Origin of the sequence: Spirulina sp. 06S082, assembly GCF_034932145.1 — a bacterium.
GTDB lineage: Bacteria > Cyanobacteriota > Cyanobacteriia > Cyanobacteriales > Spirulinaceae > CCY15215.
The window spans coordinates 1-14,683 of record NZ_JAYGHV010000411.1 but is presented as its reverse complement, the minus strand read 5'-3'; the positions used below and the strand labels follow the sequence as shown (position 1 = coordinate 14,683).

Annotated in this window: 20 protein-coding genes; 18 read left to right on the top strand and 2 right to left on the bottom strand. The window is 39.7% G+C overall.

All coding sequences use genetic code 11. From position 1 onward, the window contains the following. The first annotated feature begins 284 nt into the window (after positions 1-284). The 12 genes from VB714_RS24990 (at position 285) to VB714_RS24935 (ending at position 7,066) form a co-directional block, all read left to right on the top strand. Positions 285-443 (top strand): hypothetical protein, encoded by a 159-nt coding sequence (locus tag VB714_RS24990; RefSeq protein ID WP_323227708.1) that lies wholly within the window; start codon positions 285-287, stop codon positions 441-443. Between the two features lie 6 nt (positions 444-449). Then, on the top strand, positions 450-758 hold the full coding sequence (locus tag VB714_RS24985; RefSeq protein WP_323227706.1) for a hypothetical protein: 309 nt from the start codon (positions 450-452) through the stop codon (positions 756-758). A gap of 73 nt (positions 759-831) precedes the next feature. Further along, a complete protein-coding gene (locus tag VB714_RS24980; protein ID WP_323227704.1) occupies positions 832-1,251 on the top strand; it encodes a hypothetical protein in 420 nt (139 codons plus the stop codon). Positions 1,252-1,305: 54 nt separating this feature from the next. Next, on the top strand, positions 1,306-2,412 hold the full coding sequence (locus tag VB714_RS24975; protein WP_323227702.1) for a zonular occludens toxin domain-containing protein: 1,107 nt from the start codon (positions 1,306-1,308) through the stop codon (positions 2,410-2,412). Continuing rightward, complete coding sequence (locus VB714_RS24970; RefSeq protein ID WP_323227701.1) at positions 2,413-2,850, top strand: hypothetical protein; 438 nt, start codon at positions 2,413-2,415, stop codon at positions 2,848-2,850. Next, positions 2,814-3,455 carry a TraX family protein gene (locus VB714_RS24965; RefSeq protein WP_323227699.1) on the top strand — a complete coding sequence of 214 codons (642 nt, stop codon included), beginning with the start codon at positions 2,814-2,816 and terminating at the stop codon, positions 3,453-3,455. The genes VB714_RS24970 and VB714_RS24965 overlap by 37 nt, the downstream gene beginning before the upstream one ends. A gap of 5 nt (positions 3,456-3,460) precedes the next feature. Next, positions 3,461-3,799, top strand: coding sequence for a hypothetical protein (locus VB714_RS24960; RefSeq protein WP_323227698.1), 339 nt, complete (start codon positions 3,461-3,463; stop codon positions 3,797-3,799). A 2-nt stretch (positions 3,800-3,801) separates the two neighbouring features. After that, the gene (locus tag VB714_RS24955) at positions 3,802-5,013 is read left to right on the top strand and encodes a hypothetical protein (RefSeq protein WP_323227697.1); all 1,212 of its coding nucleotides are present in this window, start codon (positions 3,802-3,804) and stop codon (positions 5,011-5,013) included. A 319-nt stretch (positions 5,014-5,332) separates the two neighbouring features. Next, positions 5,333-5,839 (top strand): hypothetical protein, encoded by a 507-nt coding sequence (locus VB714_RS24950; RefSeq protein ID WP_323227696.1) that lies wholly within the window; start codon positions 5,333-5,335, stop codon positions 5,837-5,839. Next, the gene (locus VB714_RS24945; RefSeq protein ID WP_323227695.1) at positions 5,839-6,045 is read left to right on the top strand and encodes a hypothetical protein; all 207 of its coding nucleotides are present in this window, start codon (positions 5,839-5,841) and stop codon (positions 6,043-6,045) included. The genes VB714_RS24950 and VB714_RS24945 overlap by 1 nt, the downstream gene beginning before the upstream one ends. Positions 6,046-6,078: 33 nt before the next feature. Beyond that, entirely contained in the window at positions 6,079-6,354 is a 276-nt protein-coding gene (locus VB714_RS24940) for a hypothetical protein (protein WP_323227694.1), read from the top strand. A gap of 478 nt (positions 6,355-6,832) precedes the next feature. After that, on the top strand, positions 6,833-7,066 hold the full coding sequence (locus tag VB714_RS24935) for a hypothetical protein (RefSeq protein ID WP_323227692.1): 234 nt from the start codon (positions 6,833-6,835) through the stop codon (positions 7,064-7,066). A gap of 47 nt (positions 7,067-7,113) precedes the next feature. Here VB714_RS24935 and VB714_RS24930 read toward each other — a convergent pair whose 3' ends face one another. Then, positions 7,114-7,335 carry a helix-turn-helix transcriptional regulator gene (locus VB714_RS24930; RefSeq protein ID WP_323227691.1) on the bottom strand — a complete coding sequence of 74 codons (222 nt, stop codon included), beginning with the start codon at positions 7,333-7,335 and terminating at the stop codon, positions 7,114-7,116. Positions 7,336-7,514: 179 nt separating this feature from the next. Between VB714_RS24930 and VB714_RS24925 the strand changes: the two genes are divergently transcribed. The 6 genes from VB714_RS24925 to hemC all read left to right on the top strand — a co-directional run bounded on the left by VB714_RS24925 (position 7,515) and on the right by hemC (position 11,697). Beyond that, positions 7,515-7,805 carry a hypothetical protein gene (locus VB714_RS24925; protein WP_323227690.1) on the top strand — a complete coding sequence of 97 codons (291 nt, stop codon included), beginning with the start codon at positions 7,515-7,517 and terminating at the stop codon, positions 7,803-7,805. A gap of 16 nt (positions 7,806-7,821) precedes the next feature. Then, entirely contained in the window at positions 7,822-8,061 is a 240-nt protein-coding gene (locus VB714_RS24920; RefSeq protein WP_323227688.1) for a hypothetical protein, read from the top strand. A 30-nt stretch (positions 8,062-8,091) separates the two neighbouring features. Further along, on the top strand, positions 8,092-8,463 hold the full coding sequence (locus VB714_RS24915; RefSeq protein ID WP_323227687.1) for a hypothetical protein: 372 nt from the start codon (positions 8,092-8,094) through the stop codon (positions 8,461-8,463). 339 nt (positions 8,464-8,802) lie between these two features. Further along, a complete protein-coding gene (locus tag VB714_RS24910; protein WP_323227686.1) occupies positions 8,803-10,206 on the top strand; it encodes an IS110 family transposase in 1,404 nt (467 codons plus the stop codon). Between the two features lie 254 nt (positions 10,207-10,460). Continuing rightward, on the top strand, positions 10,461-10,673 hold the full coding sequence (locus tag VB714_RS24905) for a hypothetical protein (protein ID WP_323227685.1): 213 nt from the start codon (positions 10,461-10,463) through the stop codon (positions 10,671-10,673). Positions 10,674-10,725: 52 nt separating this feature from the next. Next, entirely contained in the window at positions 10,726-11,697 is a 972-nt protein-coding gene (gene hemC / locus VB714_RS24900) for a hydroxymethylbilane synthase (protein ID WP_323227684.1), read from the top strand. A gap of 94 nt (positions 11,698-11,791) precedes the next feature. Here the strand turns inward: hemC and ileS are convergent, their stop codons facing one another. Next, entirely contained in the window at positions 11,792-14,671 is a 2,880-nt protein-coding gene (ileS, locus tag VB714_RS24895) for an isoleucine--tRNA ligase (protein WP_323227681.1), read from the bottom strand. Positions 14,672-14,683 lie beyond the last annotated feature (12 nt).

Sequence of the window (14,683 nt, the reverse complement as noted above, 5' to 3'; positions counted from 1 at the left end):
TATTAACTAAAAGGGGGTAGTTATGACTTGGGGCGCTTTTTGGATTGATTTTGGTTCGACCTTTGGGTATGTTCTTTTAGCTTTTTCTTTTCATGCTTTTGTTCTTTATTTAGGGACAATTATCAAATCATGATTTTGCTTACGTCGGTTGATGTTAATCAGGTGGTTGCTGATATGGATGCTGTTAAAAACAGTTCTGGCGCTTTAGTTAACACCTTTGTTGGTTTATCCATTTCTATTTTTTTGGTTCATCAAACTTATCGAGTTATTAGGAGCTTCTTTATATGAATACGATCGCTACTGTTTCTTCTAACCTTCTTCCCGATCCTAATCAATTTAATGCTTCAATTTATGATATGGCTTGGCCTCAAGTTCTTGCTTTATCTTCTGCTATGATTGGGTTGATTATTGTCGGGACGATTATTTCTGTTTTTAGAGGTTAATTAATTATGAGCCAGGCTAATGTTCCAACGTCTGCTGAAATTGTTCAATTGGTCTCTACTCAAATGTCTGTAGCTGTTGGTTGGGGGGTATCTGCTGGGACAGGGCTTTTCGCTCTTTTCGCTGTTATTTCTATTTTGCGGTTTGCTCTTGGCGTTTCTGGCAATGGTCATCAAGCTACACCTTCTTCTCAGGCTGGGTCTGTGAATCCTTATACCTCTGGTTCTACGCCCTACACTAATCTTTCTGAGCGTATGGGAGTTGGTGGACCTTCTGCACCTTCTACAACTCCTCTTTCTTCTCGTTTAAAAAGTTAGATTTTCCTGCGGGGTGTCGTCGCAGTAAATCCGCACATTTTCCATTTTTACCTTTTAAGGAGGTTTGATTATTATGACTCTTGAAGAATATATGATTTTGAATTCTTCTCTTAATGATTCGGGCGTTACTGTTCTCGATCGCGATCGCGTTTCTGATGAGAATATTTCTGCTCTTGAACGTTCTTTGGCTTTGAATCCTTATTCTTCCGATTCGGGTGTTGTTTTTGACGATTATGCTTTGATTGATGATTCTTGTTTCGACGATCGCAAGAAATCTACCAAATCCCTTGATAGTTCTTTGTTGATTGGCGCGGCTTCTGTGGGGGTTGGGACTTATGTTCTTACTCAGACTCATCAATCAAAAGCGGTTACAGGTCAAATTAATACTATGGTCAATGACTTGGGTACCATTGTGACCACTATTATCACTTTGGCTATTTCTGTTTTGACTGTTTATTATGCTTTCCGCATCGTTGGTCGTTTGATGCCGTAGTTATTGATTTTTTGTTTTTTATCCGGGTTTGGCCTCCCGGTTTCTTGAACTGTCATGAGCATTTATGGAATTGTTGGCGATATTGGTTCTGGTAAGAGTTGGACGCAATTAAAGCAAGGTTTGCTAACTGCCGAAAAAAAGAAAAAGCAGATCGTTGCTAATTTTGCAATTAATCGTCATGCTCTTAAAGAATTTGCTTCTCAACCCAGCTACGGTTTTTTATGGGGTAATCTTCTTGCTGTGATTTTAGTTAATTTACTTCTTGTTTTGCGGTGGTGGCTTGATGTCGTTTTGGCTGTATGTTTTCCAAAGTTTTTTACTTATCCTAACGATGCTTCTGATATTGAATTTGTACAGATGCCGATAAAATATCCTTGGTTAAATTATTTAACTGAGAATGGCGGCATTATTCAAATATATGCACCTGAAATTCTTCAGGCTTTGATGATTCCTGAGAGTGTTGTTTTATTGGATGAGGCGGGTGTATTTCTCAACTCGCGACAATTTCAAAAACTTTCTATGAAGTTTTTGAATGATTTGGCCCAGAGCCGTAAACAGGGGACTGATATTGTTTGGGCTGCCCAATTTGATGAGCAAGTGGATAAACAATTCAGGATGCTAACTCAATTTTTTATTCATTGCTCCTCTTTGAGTCGTTATGCTGCTCATATTGGTCGCCCTATTATGTATGTAAAAAATGTTTTTTGGTTCACTGCCTCATCTTATTTTGACTGGATTAAAGATCCTAGGAATAAGATTCGGCCTTTGCGTACTCGATTCGGGTTCGCATCTAAAACTGAATCTGGGACTTTAACAAAGGAAGATAAGATGATTTTTAATATTTTTTCGTCGTTTGATCGGCTTGATACCGATTCTTTTGTTGTTAGCTATCTGCAGCAAAGACGCGATCAACATAAACCTTTATCCATTGATATTGTGACTTTATGGAAATGCGATCTTTCTCCTACTTACTACAAGAGAAAACTTTACCCTAATTATTTGCCCGATCTGGATCCTTTATCTGATCTATATAATCCTCGTCTTTTTGATGATTATGATTTTTTGGAATCGTCTAAAGGTTTAGAGGTTGTTTCTAGTAAAAGGTTGCATAAATTTGTTAACAATAAAAAATCTGTACGTTCTGTTAGGAGCATGAAATAGATGATTTTATATTTTACTTATCATTTAACTCAAGGTCGCTTATCCGGAACTGGTGGAACTGGTTGGCTATCCGATAAAACTTTCATTTTGGATTATGAGGGCGATCGCATTTTTGGTTCTGCCTTTGATTTTCAGATTTCCGACAATAGTTATCTTTCTGGGTCTCCTTTTGTCTTGGCGGGCGATCTGTTAATTGTTCAGAATCAAGTTATTTTTGTTTCTAATTCTCAGGGAAATTTTGGCTACATCAATTATCACCCAATCTCTAATCAAGAGTTTTTGAACATTCGTGATGATTGTCCCCAATTGCTCCGCGAGTGTTCTGAAACCTTAATTTTTGACGATCCGATTGCCGATCCTGTATCCGTGCCTGAGTCTAATGCTGTTTTTCCTCTATTACTATGTCTACTTTTTCTCTTAAGTTTCTTGCGTTCCTGATAATGTTGGTCGATCATATTGGCTTTCTATTTTTTCCCGATCGCGTTGAATTTCGCATTGTTGGCCGTTTGGCTATGCCTTTATTTGCTTTTCTTGTTGCTCAGGGCTATTTGAAGACTAAAAATTTGAGCTTTTACTTGTTTCGGCTTTTGTTTTTTGCTCTTTTAACTCAGCCTATTTATTATGTTTTTTTGAATGAAGGTGATTTTCCTTTTCAACAATTGAACATATTATTTACCTTTCTTTTTTCCTTACTATTGCTTGATCTGTTTGAGTCTCAGTCTCAATGGTTTATTTTTTTAGTTTTTGCGGTTACGGTCTTATCTGGTTTTCGTCTTCTAGAATATGGACTTTACGGAATTTTTAATGTTGTTTATTTCTATTATTTATCTAAGAATAGAATAAATTTCGTTTTCATTTTCATTTTCATTCTTATACAGATTTGGGGGTTGTTTGAAACTTTATCGATAATTCAACCTGTTTCTATACTGTCTCTCTTTTTTATTGCTCTTTATAATAATCGTCGAGGTTTGGATGATCGCAAGTTATTTTATTGGCTTTATCCTCTACATTTGTTTTCTTTTCTTCTCTTTAAAGGAGGTTAATCGAGATGTTTAATCAGATGTTTAAGTTTCTTGGGAGTCTATTTTCACCGATAACAGCTATTTTCATTGCTTTGTCTGGTTTTTTTGCCACGTTGATTGGCGCGGTTCGTAATCCTGGGGGATTTTTCAATACTTTAGTTTGTGGCTTAATTGATTTAATTGCTTCAATTTTCCCTGAGACTCCTGAGCGTTTTCAGATTGCTACAGTTTTGAATTCTATTTCTGACTCTTTGCCTGCCGTTGGTCGTCAGATTGTTTATGATATTGCTGGCACTTTTGCTTTAATGGCTCTTTTGATATTAGTCGTCAAAGTTTATCGATTATTACCTTTTAAGGCTTCTTAACTATGAGACTTTCTAATGTTTTTTCTGTTTTCTTTTTGAGTTCTCTTTTGGCTTTTCCTTCTTTTTCTGTTCCTGTTTCTGCGACTATTGCTGATCCTTTTGGAATTCATCCTTTGACTGGTGTTAATTATGATGGTCCCTTTTGCAATATGATGCACCCTCTTGTTAATGCTTATTTGCATTATTTTATGCCTAGTTTTTGCCCAATCCCAGACCCAGACCCAGACCCAGACCCAGTTCCAATCCCAGACCCAGACCCAGATCCTAATCCAGACCCAAACCCAGATCCTAATCCAGACCCAAACCCAGATCCTAATCCAGACCCAAACCCAGATCCTAATCCAGCTTATCCTTGTTATTGTTCGGCTATTTATAAAACTCATGTTCCTGATGCTGGTACTTTTGAGCATCGGCTTTTTCAAAATGTTAAAGGTTGGACTGAGCAATTTACTGGTGTTTATTTTCCTACTCTTGATGCTTTATTAACTGATCTTGCTTCTAGATTTGGTTATCCTGCTATTCTTATTAGTTCGTCTTGTAAGTCTGGTGGTGTTAATTCTTGTCAGCCAGATTCTCCATTGCCAGGGTCAGGTTCAGACCCAAACCCAGATCCTAATCCAGACCCAAACCCAGATCCTAATCCAGACCCAAACCCAGATCCTAATCTAGACCCAAACCCAGAACCTTCTTGTGGGGATGTGATGTGTGAGTGTATTAATGCTTTAAAGTCTATTCTTGAACAGATTAGTGGTACTACCTCTGATATTTTGGCTGTTTTATCCGATCAGGTTCAAGAGGGTGGTAATGATGGTAATGATGGTGGTGGTGGTAATGATGATGGTAATGATGGTAATGATGATGGTGGTGGTGGTAATAATGGTGATGTTGGTGGTGGTGGTAATAATGGTGATGATGGTGGTGGTGGTAATAATGGTGATGTTGGTGGTGGTGGTGGTAATAATGGTGGCGATCCTATCCCTGACTATTCTCAAAAACCTAACTTTCTTGTTTATGGTTTAGAAGTTTTTAGCGAAAAATTTCCTTTTGATATTTTTTCTGGCTTGGATGGTGGATCATCTTCTGGTGTTGCTCGTTGTCCTGTTTATACCTTTTTTGCTAAAGATTTTGAGTTGTGTCCGATCGCCGATTTGTTTTCTTTATTAAAATATCCTTTATGGATTGGTATTGCTATTCAGGCGTGGCGCAATCTTTAAAACATTGATACCCCGGTGCTGTGATTTTAGAGGCGTAATCTTTAGATTGTAATCTTTAGATTATTGCTTATTTCAAATGTATCCCAGTGTTGTTATTGTGGAGGCTTAATCTTTCAATCATTGCTTGTTCAAATGCGCCCCCATCGCCGTGACTTTAGAGCGGCGTGGGGGCGCATTGAGTTGTTGATTCTGACCCCCTAGGGTAATACAGGGGTCAGAATTTATAGTACATTAAAAGTACAATATAAATAGACCCCAACTAATGAAAGAAAATGGGGTTATCTGTGTTATACTTATTGAAGAGTTGGAAATAGATGAAATGTATACAGATGAATTAATTGATTTAATTAAGGTTACGGCTAAAAGAGCGTTCGATCGCCGCTTGAAAGTCAACAAGAATGGTAGCCGTTTCTGGGCTCAACGTCTCATCGAGCGTATTTTATCTTTGCTTCCTTTTGATGTTAATTTACAACGGGTTGCAACTATTGCTAATTTGGCTTTGAGTCGTATTGATTGCTGCTGTCCTGACTTATTTCAACAGATTTATGATTTCTGTGTCGATCGCATTGGTGATGATTTTCAACTTGAGTTGTTTGATGTTGAGTATTTCCTAGGTTTGGAAGAACCAATCGAACTAACAGAGGAAGATAAGGCTGCTGTGAGTTTTAACGATTTTTGGTATCAAAATCTTCAGTTTTGTAAGTATAATTTTCTTTCATCTCTTTTTAATTGGTTTTTTCATCGTGGTTTTTACTGGCGTTCCTTTACTCCAGATCCGGTTGAAACCTATCCTAATTCTGTTCAGTTAACTTTGTGGGGTGTTTAATGAAGCTAGAGAAATTTCTCAAAATCAATTCTAACTGGATTGACTGGTCAAGAGAATCTTACAAACTTTCCCAAATGTCTTACGATATAGATTCTACTATTGACCTGATTGATACCCAGTTGCAAGAGTTACTTTGTGATGTAGGTGATGAAGATTTACTACAAAGTCTTACTGAGGAAATATGGGATCTTATTTCTTTTGGATAGTTTTGAAAATTACAATAATAATGAGGAATCAAAATGATTGATGAATCCGATCGCGAACAGTTTCTCGAAGAATGTCAAGCGGCAGGGATTAATCCTTTCCAGTGCCAAGTTAATCTTGATATGCTTTTTTTAACTTCGGGTATTTTTGTTATTCTTGTTCTTGGCATTACTCTTCTTGTTTCTGTTTCTATTCTCAGTCCTGTTTTTAGGTTTATAGAGCGTAGAGATAAAAGTAATTCTGTTTCTATTCTCAGTCCTGTTTTTAGGTTTATAGAGCGTAGAGGTAAAAGTAATGAGGAATCAAAATGATTAGTTGGATTTTGTTTTGGCTTTCTTGGGTTTTCGCAGTCTCACACATGATTTATAGTTCTGATTTTACATTGGGTTTTGTTACTGGTGCGTTATGTTGTTATCTTTTTGAACATATCGTTTCAATTTTGGATAAAAAATGAAAATTCGATGGTTTAGAACTTCTGCATTGATTTTGGTTTTGGTGATATTACTTTTTTTTGGGTTAGTTTTTTACGATAAAAAAAGGTCAAAAATATGGTGTTATTGTTTTCACCCTGACGGTAGAGAACAGATTCTTTATGGTAAAATTGTAAAAAACCTAGTAATATTAAGTGGTATATGCGACCTTTTGAGCAGTTGATTTGGGATGACCCGCTTACTTGGAAACGAGAAGAACTAAACTTATTGACTGATAAACAATTACAAATATTTCTTGATCTCTTGGGGGTTTCTTCGAGAGGAAAAAAGGAGATTTTAGTTAATCGGATTTTAAAAATTGTTCGACTTCGTTATGTGCTTTGGCTCTATGGATTATAACCAAATGTTTTGGTTGCAAATTACACAAAAAAAAGGCTTCAAGAAATGTGTAAGATTGCAGGGTGCTGGTGTGGTAACAATAAATATTCAGCTGCGGTTAGTCTTTCTAATTGGGCTGAAAGCTGCCGAACGAGAGGGAAGCGATTTCTTAGGGAGTGTGTTGAAGACATCAAAAAAAGGCCAAGGCAATTAAGTTTAAATCTTGATGCCTAAGAAGTGTATATAGATATAGTTTTAAGTTTATTCTTCGCGATCGCTTTCTTGTATCTCGTTGATATTCATCACTTCCGCCAACTTGTCTACGGTGATGTTGAGGTGTTTGGCTGCCACAACCGCGTAATCAAGTCTGGGGATTGCTTTTCCTGCTACCCATTGATTTATTGTGACTTCTTTGATGCCTGATTCTTCTGCTAGTCCTCGTTGTGTCTTGCCCATCATTTTGATGGTTTCTTTCAGGTTCATTTGTTCTATTGTGATAGAAGTAGATAAAAATTTAGATTATCCATATTTTAATATTGATTTTTTGAAAAAACCATGTAATAATATGGATAGTTGAGAGAACAGCACCCGGAGAGAACCGGTAGACCAAACTCGCTCGTGTCTCAATATTTTACCGTAAAAATAAAATCATCCATAACTGTATGCAGCAACAATCCGATCCACGTTTGGTTAATGTTCGCATCCGTCGTACTGTCATGCTTCAACCCTATCAACCATTGGTGATTGAGGCTGACTACGAGGTTAATCAAATTTCATTTGATCTCGATCTTCATCAGACGATCGCGAAGATTTACCCCCAACTCGACCAGGAATGCGAACGTCTCTTGAGCGAGTACAAGGCTAAAAAGCAACCTAAAACCAATGACAAAAAAACAACCGACGTTAAACAGACCCAAGAGGATGACCGAGAAATCGACATCATCAAATTCTGATCTCAGTACCGTTCTGATGGTTAAAACTCCTTCGGCTTACATGATCTACATCGAATCCGAGAATCGACTGCCCGGTTTTTGGTTCAATCTTGCCAATGTCAACACCATTGTTAACGAAAGTAAGCAAGGGCTTCTGGCGGTAACGATTACTTACACGAATCAAGATCGCCAAATTCTGCGGGGCAAGCGTGCCAAGCAAGTTATCGATGCTTGTATCGAAGCGCAAAAGAAAATCGGCCATGCGTTAAGCGCATAGCCAACTAATTAACTTACTTCAATTATAACCATGAATACTCAACTGGAAAACGAAGTTGAACAGCTTCGGATCTATCGTGATGAACTGGTTGCTGAAATTGATCAACTTCATCAGGACGTTTTTGTTGCTCGGAGTCAATCCACTTCTTCACATGAGATTCTTAATCTTTTTGTTAATGCCATTGATCTTGCTCGGCATTTGATGTTTCAACTTACTGATAACGATCCTCTTGCTGATTCGGTTGTAGAACTTCTAGGATCGACTAATGCGGAGTTGCTTAAAATTCAGACATCTTGTTCTGCAATTTGGGCGAGTCACTTATTGACTTATGAGCAGAATCTTCAAGTTCGTAAGGAATTTGATGATCATGCTGAGTATCTTGAATCTCTTGAATCTGAATAACAATCCGCCTGATGAGCTTACTTAAACTCCAGTAAGCGAAACTTTCCCCCTCGGGAAAGTCGCGGGAAGGAGTAGCTACCTAACCGTTTGGATGTCTTCGGACAGTCAAGAACTGAGCAAATGAGGACTGTTGGTTTTAAAGAAATATGGCCGATTTTTAAGGTTACTTAAGGATTTGGTTTTTGCTTATTCAGGCCGCGCTCATTTGCTGGGTTCAACCCCAAGGTTGGTATGAGAAGAATTTGACCCTTTTTGTGGTTTTAGAGGAATTAAAGAGCCGCCTTTGTGTAGGGGGATTAGCTACATATCCTCACAATTAAAATAGGAAATTGAATAATAATGGTAACTAACGTAACCGCGTTGGGCGCTGACGTATGCAAAGATCGTATCGTCTGCTGGCTGCTGCATGAAGCACCGTCAAGCCCGAGGGATTATTATCGTGCCAACAAACGCAGGATTAGTAAACATGATCCGCTAACTTTTTTTGGTGATTCGGAAGGAATTTCCAATCTCATTGATCTTCTCAAGTCTCAACAGAACCCAGCATTAGTTTTAGAACCATCGGGAATTCACTACGCTAAATTGTTCGCCATTATCTGCCAGAAGGAAAGGATTCCTATTCTTTGGGTCGGGCATGATAAAGTCAAACAGTTACGCAAGTTAGAATCAATTAAAGACAAAACCGATCAGTTAGATGCTTTTCTTTTGGCGCTTTATGCTTTGCGCTATCGTAATAATAAAGATGCTTTTGTCAGGTTTGAACCAGGGGCGATCGCTCGTATCCGCGAAATGTCACTGCAATTGAAGGCTTTAAACCGCATTAAATCACCTTCTGAGAATCGACTTAAACAGCAATTGGCTCACGAGTTTCCTGAAGTGGCTTTGAGGGAAATCAAACCATCTGAAACTGACGGATTACCACCTCTTTATGCTTGGATTGCAGGAATAGAACGCGCTGATCATACTTCTGGCGATACAACTTACAATAATCTTCGTTCGCGTTCGATCGCTACGCAATACGATATCGAAATTAGCCAATTCTCTCGGCATTTAGCGAAAAATGTTTGCGATTGTTCTTTGCAAGAATGGGAGATGCTAAAAGAATTGTATGAATTATTGCAGCGTGAGGAATTTCAACCTTATTTGGAGGTGTTTGAACGTTTCAATTTCGGCATTAAAACAGTTGCTGTTGTTCTGGGTCAAGTTTATCCATTCGAGAACTATTCATCCCTCGAGCTGTTTAAATCTAGGTTAGGTTTAGGCATGGTAGAAAATTCATCGGGAGTTTCAGAGAAATCTAAGCGCGAACGTTCTTCAAAACATACTCGGACGGGTTTGGTTCTCTGGGTTTTTTCTGCTATTTGCTGCAAGCATCGTTCTAAACCCAAGGGACCAGAATTTAAAAAGGTCTGTGATTTTTATGATCGCCGCCTTAAGGAATTTCAAGATAATCCTCTGCAATTGGAGTATCGTGAAGGGCAACGTTACCTCGACCAACAGCGCAATTTCATTAAATCCCTGCGGCGTAAAGGTGCTGACGACATGATTATTAATCAGATGGAATTATCTTTGCAGATTCTTGAAAAGCGCATTGATGGCTTGGTTGCGGAGAATAAATCACTGAAAGGCATCGTCAAGGGAATCCGCGATCGCAAGGGATACAAGGTTCTATTGCAAAATCAAACCGCTGCACGTGCTGCTCAATATCTTTACTGGGCGCTTAAGGCAAGGCTTAAATCTTAGGGTTTGCTAATTGGCGATATCATCCGGCTTGAAAGAGTCGGATTTTTTAGGACTAAAACTCAAGATTGTTTTTTATTGAAACTTCTAGTTTCTGTAAAAAACAATCCTGCGGGGGATAGCTGATGAGCGTAAGGGGTGCGCTCACCCCTTCACTCGTGCTGAAATCGGTCTGTTACTAGGAGTTGTGGATTTGTAGCGTGTGCTAGTGACCGATTTCGTGGCGAGTTTAGAGGTTTACTGATGCTTTACGCTTTGTGGTAGAATTAATTATTACGAATTGTAACAGATTCCTTCGTAGAAGAATAAGCACGGATGGCGATCGCTTTTTTATAAAATTTCAATTAAGTTTGCACCTCGCTCTTTGGTTTATTAATAAAACTTCATTTTTCTTTATTTTGAGAAATAATTTCCCAACTATAGGCGATCGCAATGGTTTGCTGGCGATCGCTTCTGGGAAATTAGATTGAGAAGGGGTCGGATTAGGATAATCTAGATCGGGTGACTGAATTTTTTCTTGATATGACCGCCACTATTGCAAGTCCTCCCCGTTCTATTCGCATTGCGACCCGTAAAAGTCAATTGGCCTTGGTGCAGACCCATTGGGTGCGCGATCGCTTGAAAGAAGCCTTCCCCGATCGCAGCTTTGAGGTACAGGAAATGAGTACCCAAGGGGACAAAATTTTAGATGTGGCATTATCCAAAATTGGTGACAAGGGATTATTTACCAAGGAATTAGAGGTGGGGATGTTGGAAGGACGTGCAGATTTTGCCGTTCACTCTTTGAAGGATTTGCCGACGCAATTACCGGAAGGCTTAATATTGGGTTGTGTAACGGAACGAGAAAATCCGGCTGATGCGTTGGTAGTGAGAAAAGAACACAAGGATAAAACCTTGGAAACTCTGCCAAAAGGAGCAATTATTGGTACATCTTCTCTGCGTCGTTTGGCACAGTTGCGGCATTCTTTCTCCCATTTCGTTTTTGAGGATATACGCGGTAATCTCAACACGCGCTTGGCGAAATTGGATGCTGAGGAAAAACAATATGATGCTATTATTTTGGCAGTAGCGGGCTTAGAGCGCTTGGGAATGGGCGATCGCATCCATCAAGTCATTCCGGCGGAAATTTCCCTACACGCGGTAGGACAAGGGGCATTAGGCATTGAATGTCGCGAGGGAGATGAGGAGATTTTGCATTTATTGCAAGCAATTTCTCACCAACCGACAACTTATCGCGCCCTTGCGGAACGTTCTTTTCTGCGAGAACTAGAAGGAGGTTGTCAAGTTCCCATTGGGGTTAATACCGCGATCGCAGGTGAAACCCTAACATTAACGGGAATGGTTGCCGCTTTGGATGGCAAGCGGTTGATTAAAGACACGGTAAGGGGTAAAACTACCGATGCAGAACAATTAGGACTCGATCTAGCGGGTCTTCTGCGAGGCAAAGGTGCAAAGGAAATTTTGGATGAGATTTTCGCTGAAATTCAGCGTTAGAAAAAGAATATCCCCCTCATTAATTTTCATAAATTAGTGAGGGGATTTAGCATTTTGTAGGAATATTCACTTGAACAGCCCTACATTAAATACCTTAAAAAGTGTCAGATAATGCCGCTTCGCAGCGATCGCACAGCAAAGGATGTTGGCTAGATTGACCAACATAAGTGGAATAATTCCAACAGCGATCGCATTTCTCTCCCTCGGCTTTGATAATACCAATGGCAATATTATCGGATTCACTTTTGTATTCTGCTGTTTGAATTGTATCGAGAGAATCGACTAATTCAACTTGGGAAGCAAGGAAAAGATAGCGAAGTTCATCAATGCGATTTCCGGCTAAACTCTCTATTGGGTTTAATGCTTGCAAAGATTGCTTTAATTCTGTATCGGTGCTATAGATTAAAACTTTAGCATCTAAAGAAGAACCGATCGCCTTCTCGCTGCGTGCTTGTTCCATCACTTTATTCACTTCCGTTCGGATATCGCGTAAAATCGTCCAAGAAGCGGCAAGTTTTGGCTTTTTCCACTCAGGTTTCATTTCCAACCAACCCGAGGCGAAGACGGACTTATATGGGGTCTTATAGGGCAAAAATTGCCAGATGTCTTCCGCCGTATGGGACAATACTGGCGCAATAGATTTAGCCAAACTTTCTAAGGCGATAGATAAGACAGTTTGACAACTGCGACGACGGGGAGAATTCAAGGCAGAAATATAGAGGCGATCTTTGGCAATATCGAGATAGAAATTGGATAGATCGACTACACAGAAATTTTGGATCGTCTGGAAGAAATGGTAAAACTGATAAGTATTAAAGGCATCGGTGATATCGTCAAAAACTTCTGCAATACGATGCAGCATATAGCGATCGAGTTCTGCCATTTCTTCATAAGCAACGGCGTGTTTTTCTGGATCGAAATCATGTAAATTTCCCAACAAGAATCGCGATGTGTTGCGAATCTTGCGATAAACATCGGAAAGTTGTTTGATAATATTGTTGCCAATCAGAACATCGTTAGAGTAATCTACGGAAGAAACCCATAAACGCAGTACGTCGGCACCATAAGCGGGTTCTTTTTTCTTATTATTTCCACCATTAATAATCATGTTGGGATCGAGGACATTACCGAGGGATTTACTCATTTTGTATCCCTTTTCATCGAGAGCAAATCCGTGGGTTAATACGGTTTTATAGGGAGCAATTCCATTAGTTGCAACGCTAGTTAACAAACTAGATTGAAACCAACCGCGATGCTGATCCGATCCTTCTAAATACATATCTACAGGATACTTTAATTCTTCTCGGTTATTGGCAACAGCAGCCCAAGAAGAACCGGAATCAAACCAAACATCCATTGTATCCATGCCTTTCCGATAGGTCTTACCATTGTTGCGATATTTTTCGGGAAGTAACTCTTCGACTGATAGTTTCCACCACGCATCAGAGCCATTTTTGGCGATAATTGTTTGGATATGGTCGATGGTTTCTTGAGTTACTAAAGGTTCGTTGGTTTCTTCATCGTAGAAGACAGGAATGGGCATTCCCCAACTACGCTGACGAGAGATGCACCAATCTGCGCGATCGCTGACCATTGGAGTGATGCGATTTTGTCCTTGAGAGGGAATCCATTCCACTTCTGCGATCGCCTTTAATGCTTCTTCTCGAAACCCTTCTACAGAAGCAAACCATTGTTCTGTTGCCCGGAAAATAGTCGGTTTTTTGGTGCGCCAATCGTAAGGATATTTATGCACGTAGGACTCTTCTAAAAGCAAAGAATTTGCTTCCATTAAGGCTTCAATAATTGCGCCGTTGGCATCTTTTAAAACATTTAAACCTTTAAATCTTCCTGCTTCTTCAGTAAAGTTTCCATTCTCATCAACTGGAGACAAAATAGGCAATCCGTAGCGCTGTCCCACGATAAAATCTTCTTGACCGTGACCGGGTGCCGTATGCACTAAACCCGTCCCTGATTCCGTGGTCACGTAGTCGCCACCAATGAGAATTTTACTCTCGCGATCGAAGAGAGGATGCTGATAAGTGCAACCTTCTAATTCTGCCCCTTTAACTGTTGTTTTTACTGTTAATGTTGTGCCTAGTTTTTCACTCAATCTCTCCTGTAAACCCTCAGCAATGAGTAAATATTTAGGAGTAGTAATTTCCCCCGCCATTTCCACCACAGCGTAAGTTAATTCAGGATTAACCGCGACACCCAAATTAGCAGGAATTGTCCAAGGAGTTGTTGTCCAGATTGCTACTCCTAAATTGGGCAAAAATTCAGCAAATTTTTCCTCAACTGCTGGGGCAGCTTTTAACATGGAAAAAGCCACATAGATACTGCGAGAAGTGTGACCTTCTGGGTATTCTAACTCTGCTTCCGCGAGGGCAGTTTTGGAACTGGGACTCCAATGAACTGACTTTAAACCGCGATAAATATAGCCTTTCAGTGCCATTTTGCCAAAAACAGCAATTTGGGCGGCTTCGTATTCCGATTGTAGGGTTAAATAGGGATTGTCCCAATCTCCCCAAATACCGTAGCGTTTAAATCCCGATCGCTGTTCTTCCATCGCCGCGATCGCGAATTCTTTGGCTTTTTGACGCAAAGATAAAGGAGTCAACTTTTCTCGTTCCTTCTGCTTCATTTTTTGCAGAACTTTAAGTTCAATAGGCAGTCCGTGACAGTCCCAACCTGGAACATAACGAACTTTGCGCCCTTGCAAAATTTTATATTTATTAATAATATCTTTAAGAATCTTATTGAGAGCGTGACCCATGTGCAGGGACCCATTCGCGTAGGGGGGACCATCGTGAAGCACGAAAATCTCTCCTGGATTATCTCGCGACAGGGTTTCATAAATCTGCTCATCTGCCCATAATTGCTGCAATTCCGGTTCGCGCTTGACGGCATTAGCTCTCATGCTAAAGTCAGTTTTGGGACGATTGACGGTTTCTTTGTAGCTCTGTTGTTCTGTCACGGTCTAATCCAG

Bases quoted from the DNA above. Each gene is read 5' to 3' on its own strand.
- VB714_RS24990 (WP_323227708.1), top strand. From the start codon at position 285: ATGAATACGATCGCTACTGTTTCTTCTAACCTTCTTCCCGATCCTAAT.
- VB714_RS24985 (WP_323227706.1), top strand. From the start codon at position 450: ATGAGCCAGGCTAATGTTCCAACGTCTGCTGAAATTGTTCAATTGGTC.
- VB714_RS24980 (WP_323227704.1), top strand. From the start codon at position 832: ATGACTCTTGAAGAATATATGATTTTGAATTCTTCTCTTAATGATTCG.
- VB714_RS24975 (WP_323227702.1), top strand. From the start codon at position 1,306: ATGAGCATTTATGGAATTGTTGGCGATATTGGTTCTGGTAAGAGTTGG.
- VB714_RS24970 (WP_323227701.1), top strand. From the start codon at position 2,413: ATGATTTTATATTTTACTTATCATTTAACTCAAGGTCGCTTATCCGGA.
- VB714_RS24965 (WP_323227699.1), top strand. From the start codon at position 2,814: ATGTCTACTTTTTCTCTTAAGTTTCTTGCGTTCCTGATAATGTTGGTC.
- VB714_RS24960 (WP_323227698.1), top strand. From the start codon at position 3,461: ATGTTTAATCAGATGTTTAAGTTTCTTGGGAGTCTATTTTCACCGATA.
- VB714_RS24955 (WP_323227697.1), top strand. From the start codon at position 3,802: ATGAGACTTTCTAATGTTTTTTCTGTTTTCTTTTTGAGTTCTCTTTTG.
- VB714_RS24950 (WP_323227696.1), top strand. From the start codon at position 5,333: ATGTATACAGATGAATTAATTGATTTAATTAAGGTTACGGCTAAAAGA.
- VB714_RS24945 (WP_323227695.1), top strand. From the start codon at position 5,839: ATGAAGCTAGAGAAATTTCTCAAAATCAATTCTAACTGGATTGACTGG.
- VB714_RS24940 (WP_323227694.1), top strand. From the start codon at position 6,079: ATGATTGATGAATCCGATCGCGAACAGTTTCTCGAAGAATGTCAAGCG.
- VB714_RS24930 (WP_323227691.1), bottom strand. From the start codon at position 7,335: ATGAACCTGAAAGAAACCATCAAAATGATGGGCAAGACACAACGAGGA.
- VB714_RS24925 (WP_323227690.1), top strand. From the start codon at position 7,515: ATGCAGCAACAATCCGATCCACGTTTGGTTAATGTTCGCATCCGTCGT.
- VB714_RS24920 (WP_323227688.1), top strand. From the start codon at position 7,822: ATGGTTAAAACTCCTTCGGCTTACATGATCTACATCGAATCCGAGAAT.
- VB714_RS24915 (WP_323227687.1), top strand. From the start codon at position 8,092: ATGAATACTCAACTGGAAAACGAAGTTGAACAGCTTCGGATCTATCGT.
- VB714_RS24910 (WP_323227686.1), top strand. From the start codon at position 8,803: ATGGTAACTAACGTAACCGCGTTGGGCGCTGACGTATGCAAAGATCGT.
- hemC (WP_323227684.1), top strand. From the start codon at position 10,726: ATGACCGCCACTATTGCAAGTCCTCCCCGTTCTATTCGCATTGCGACC.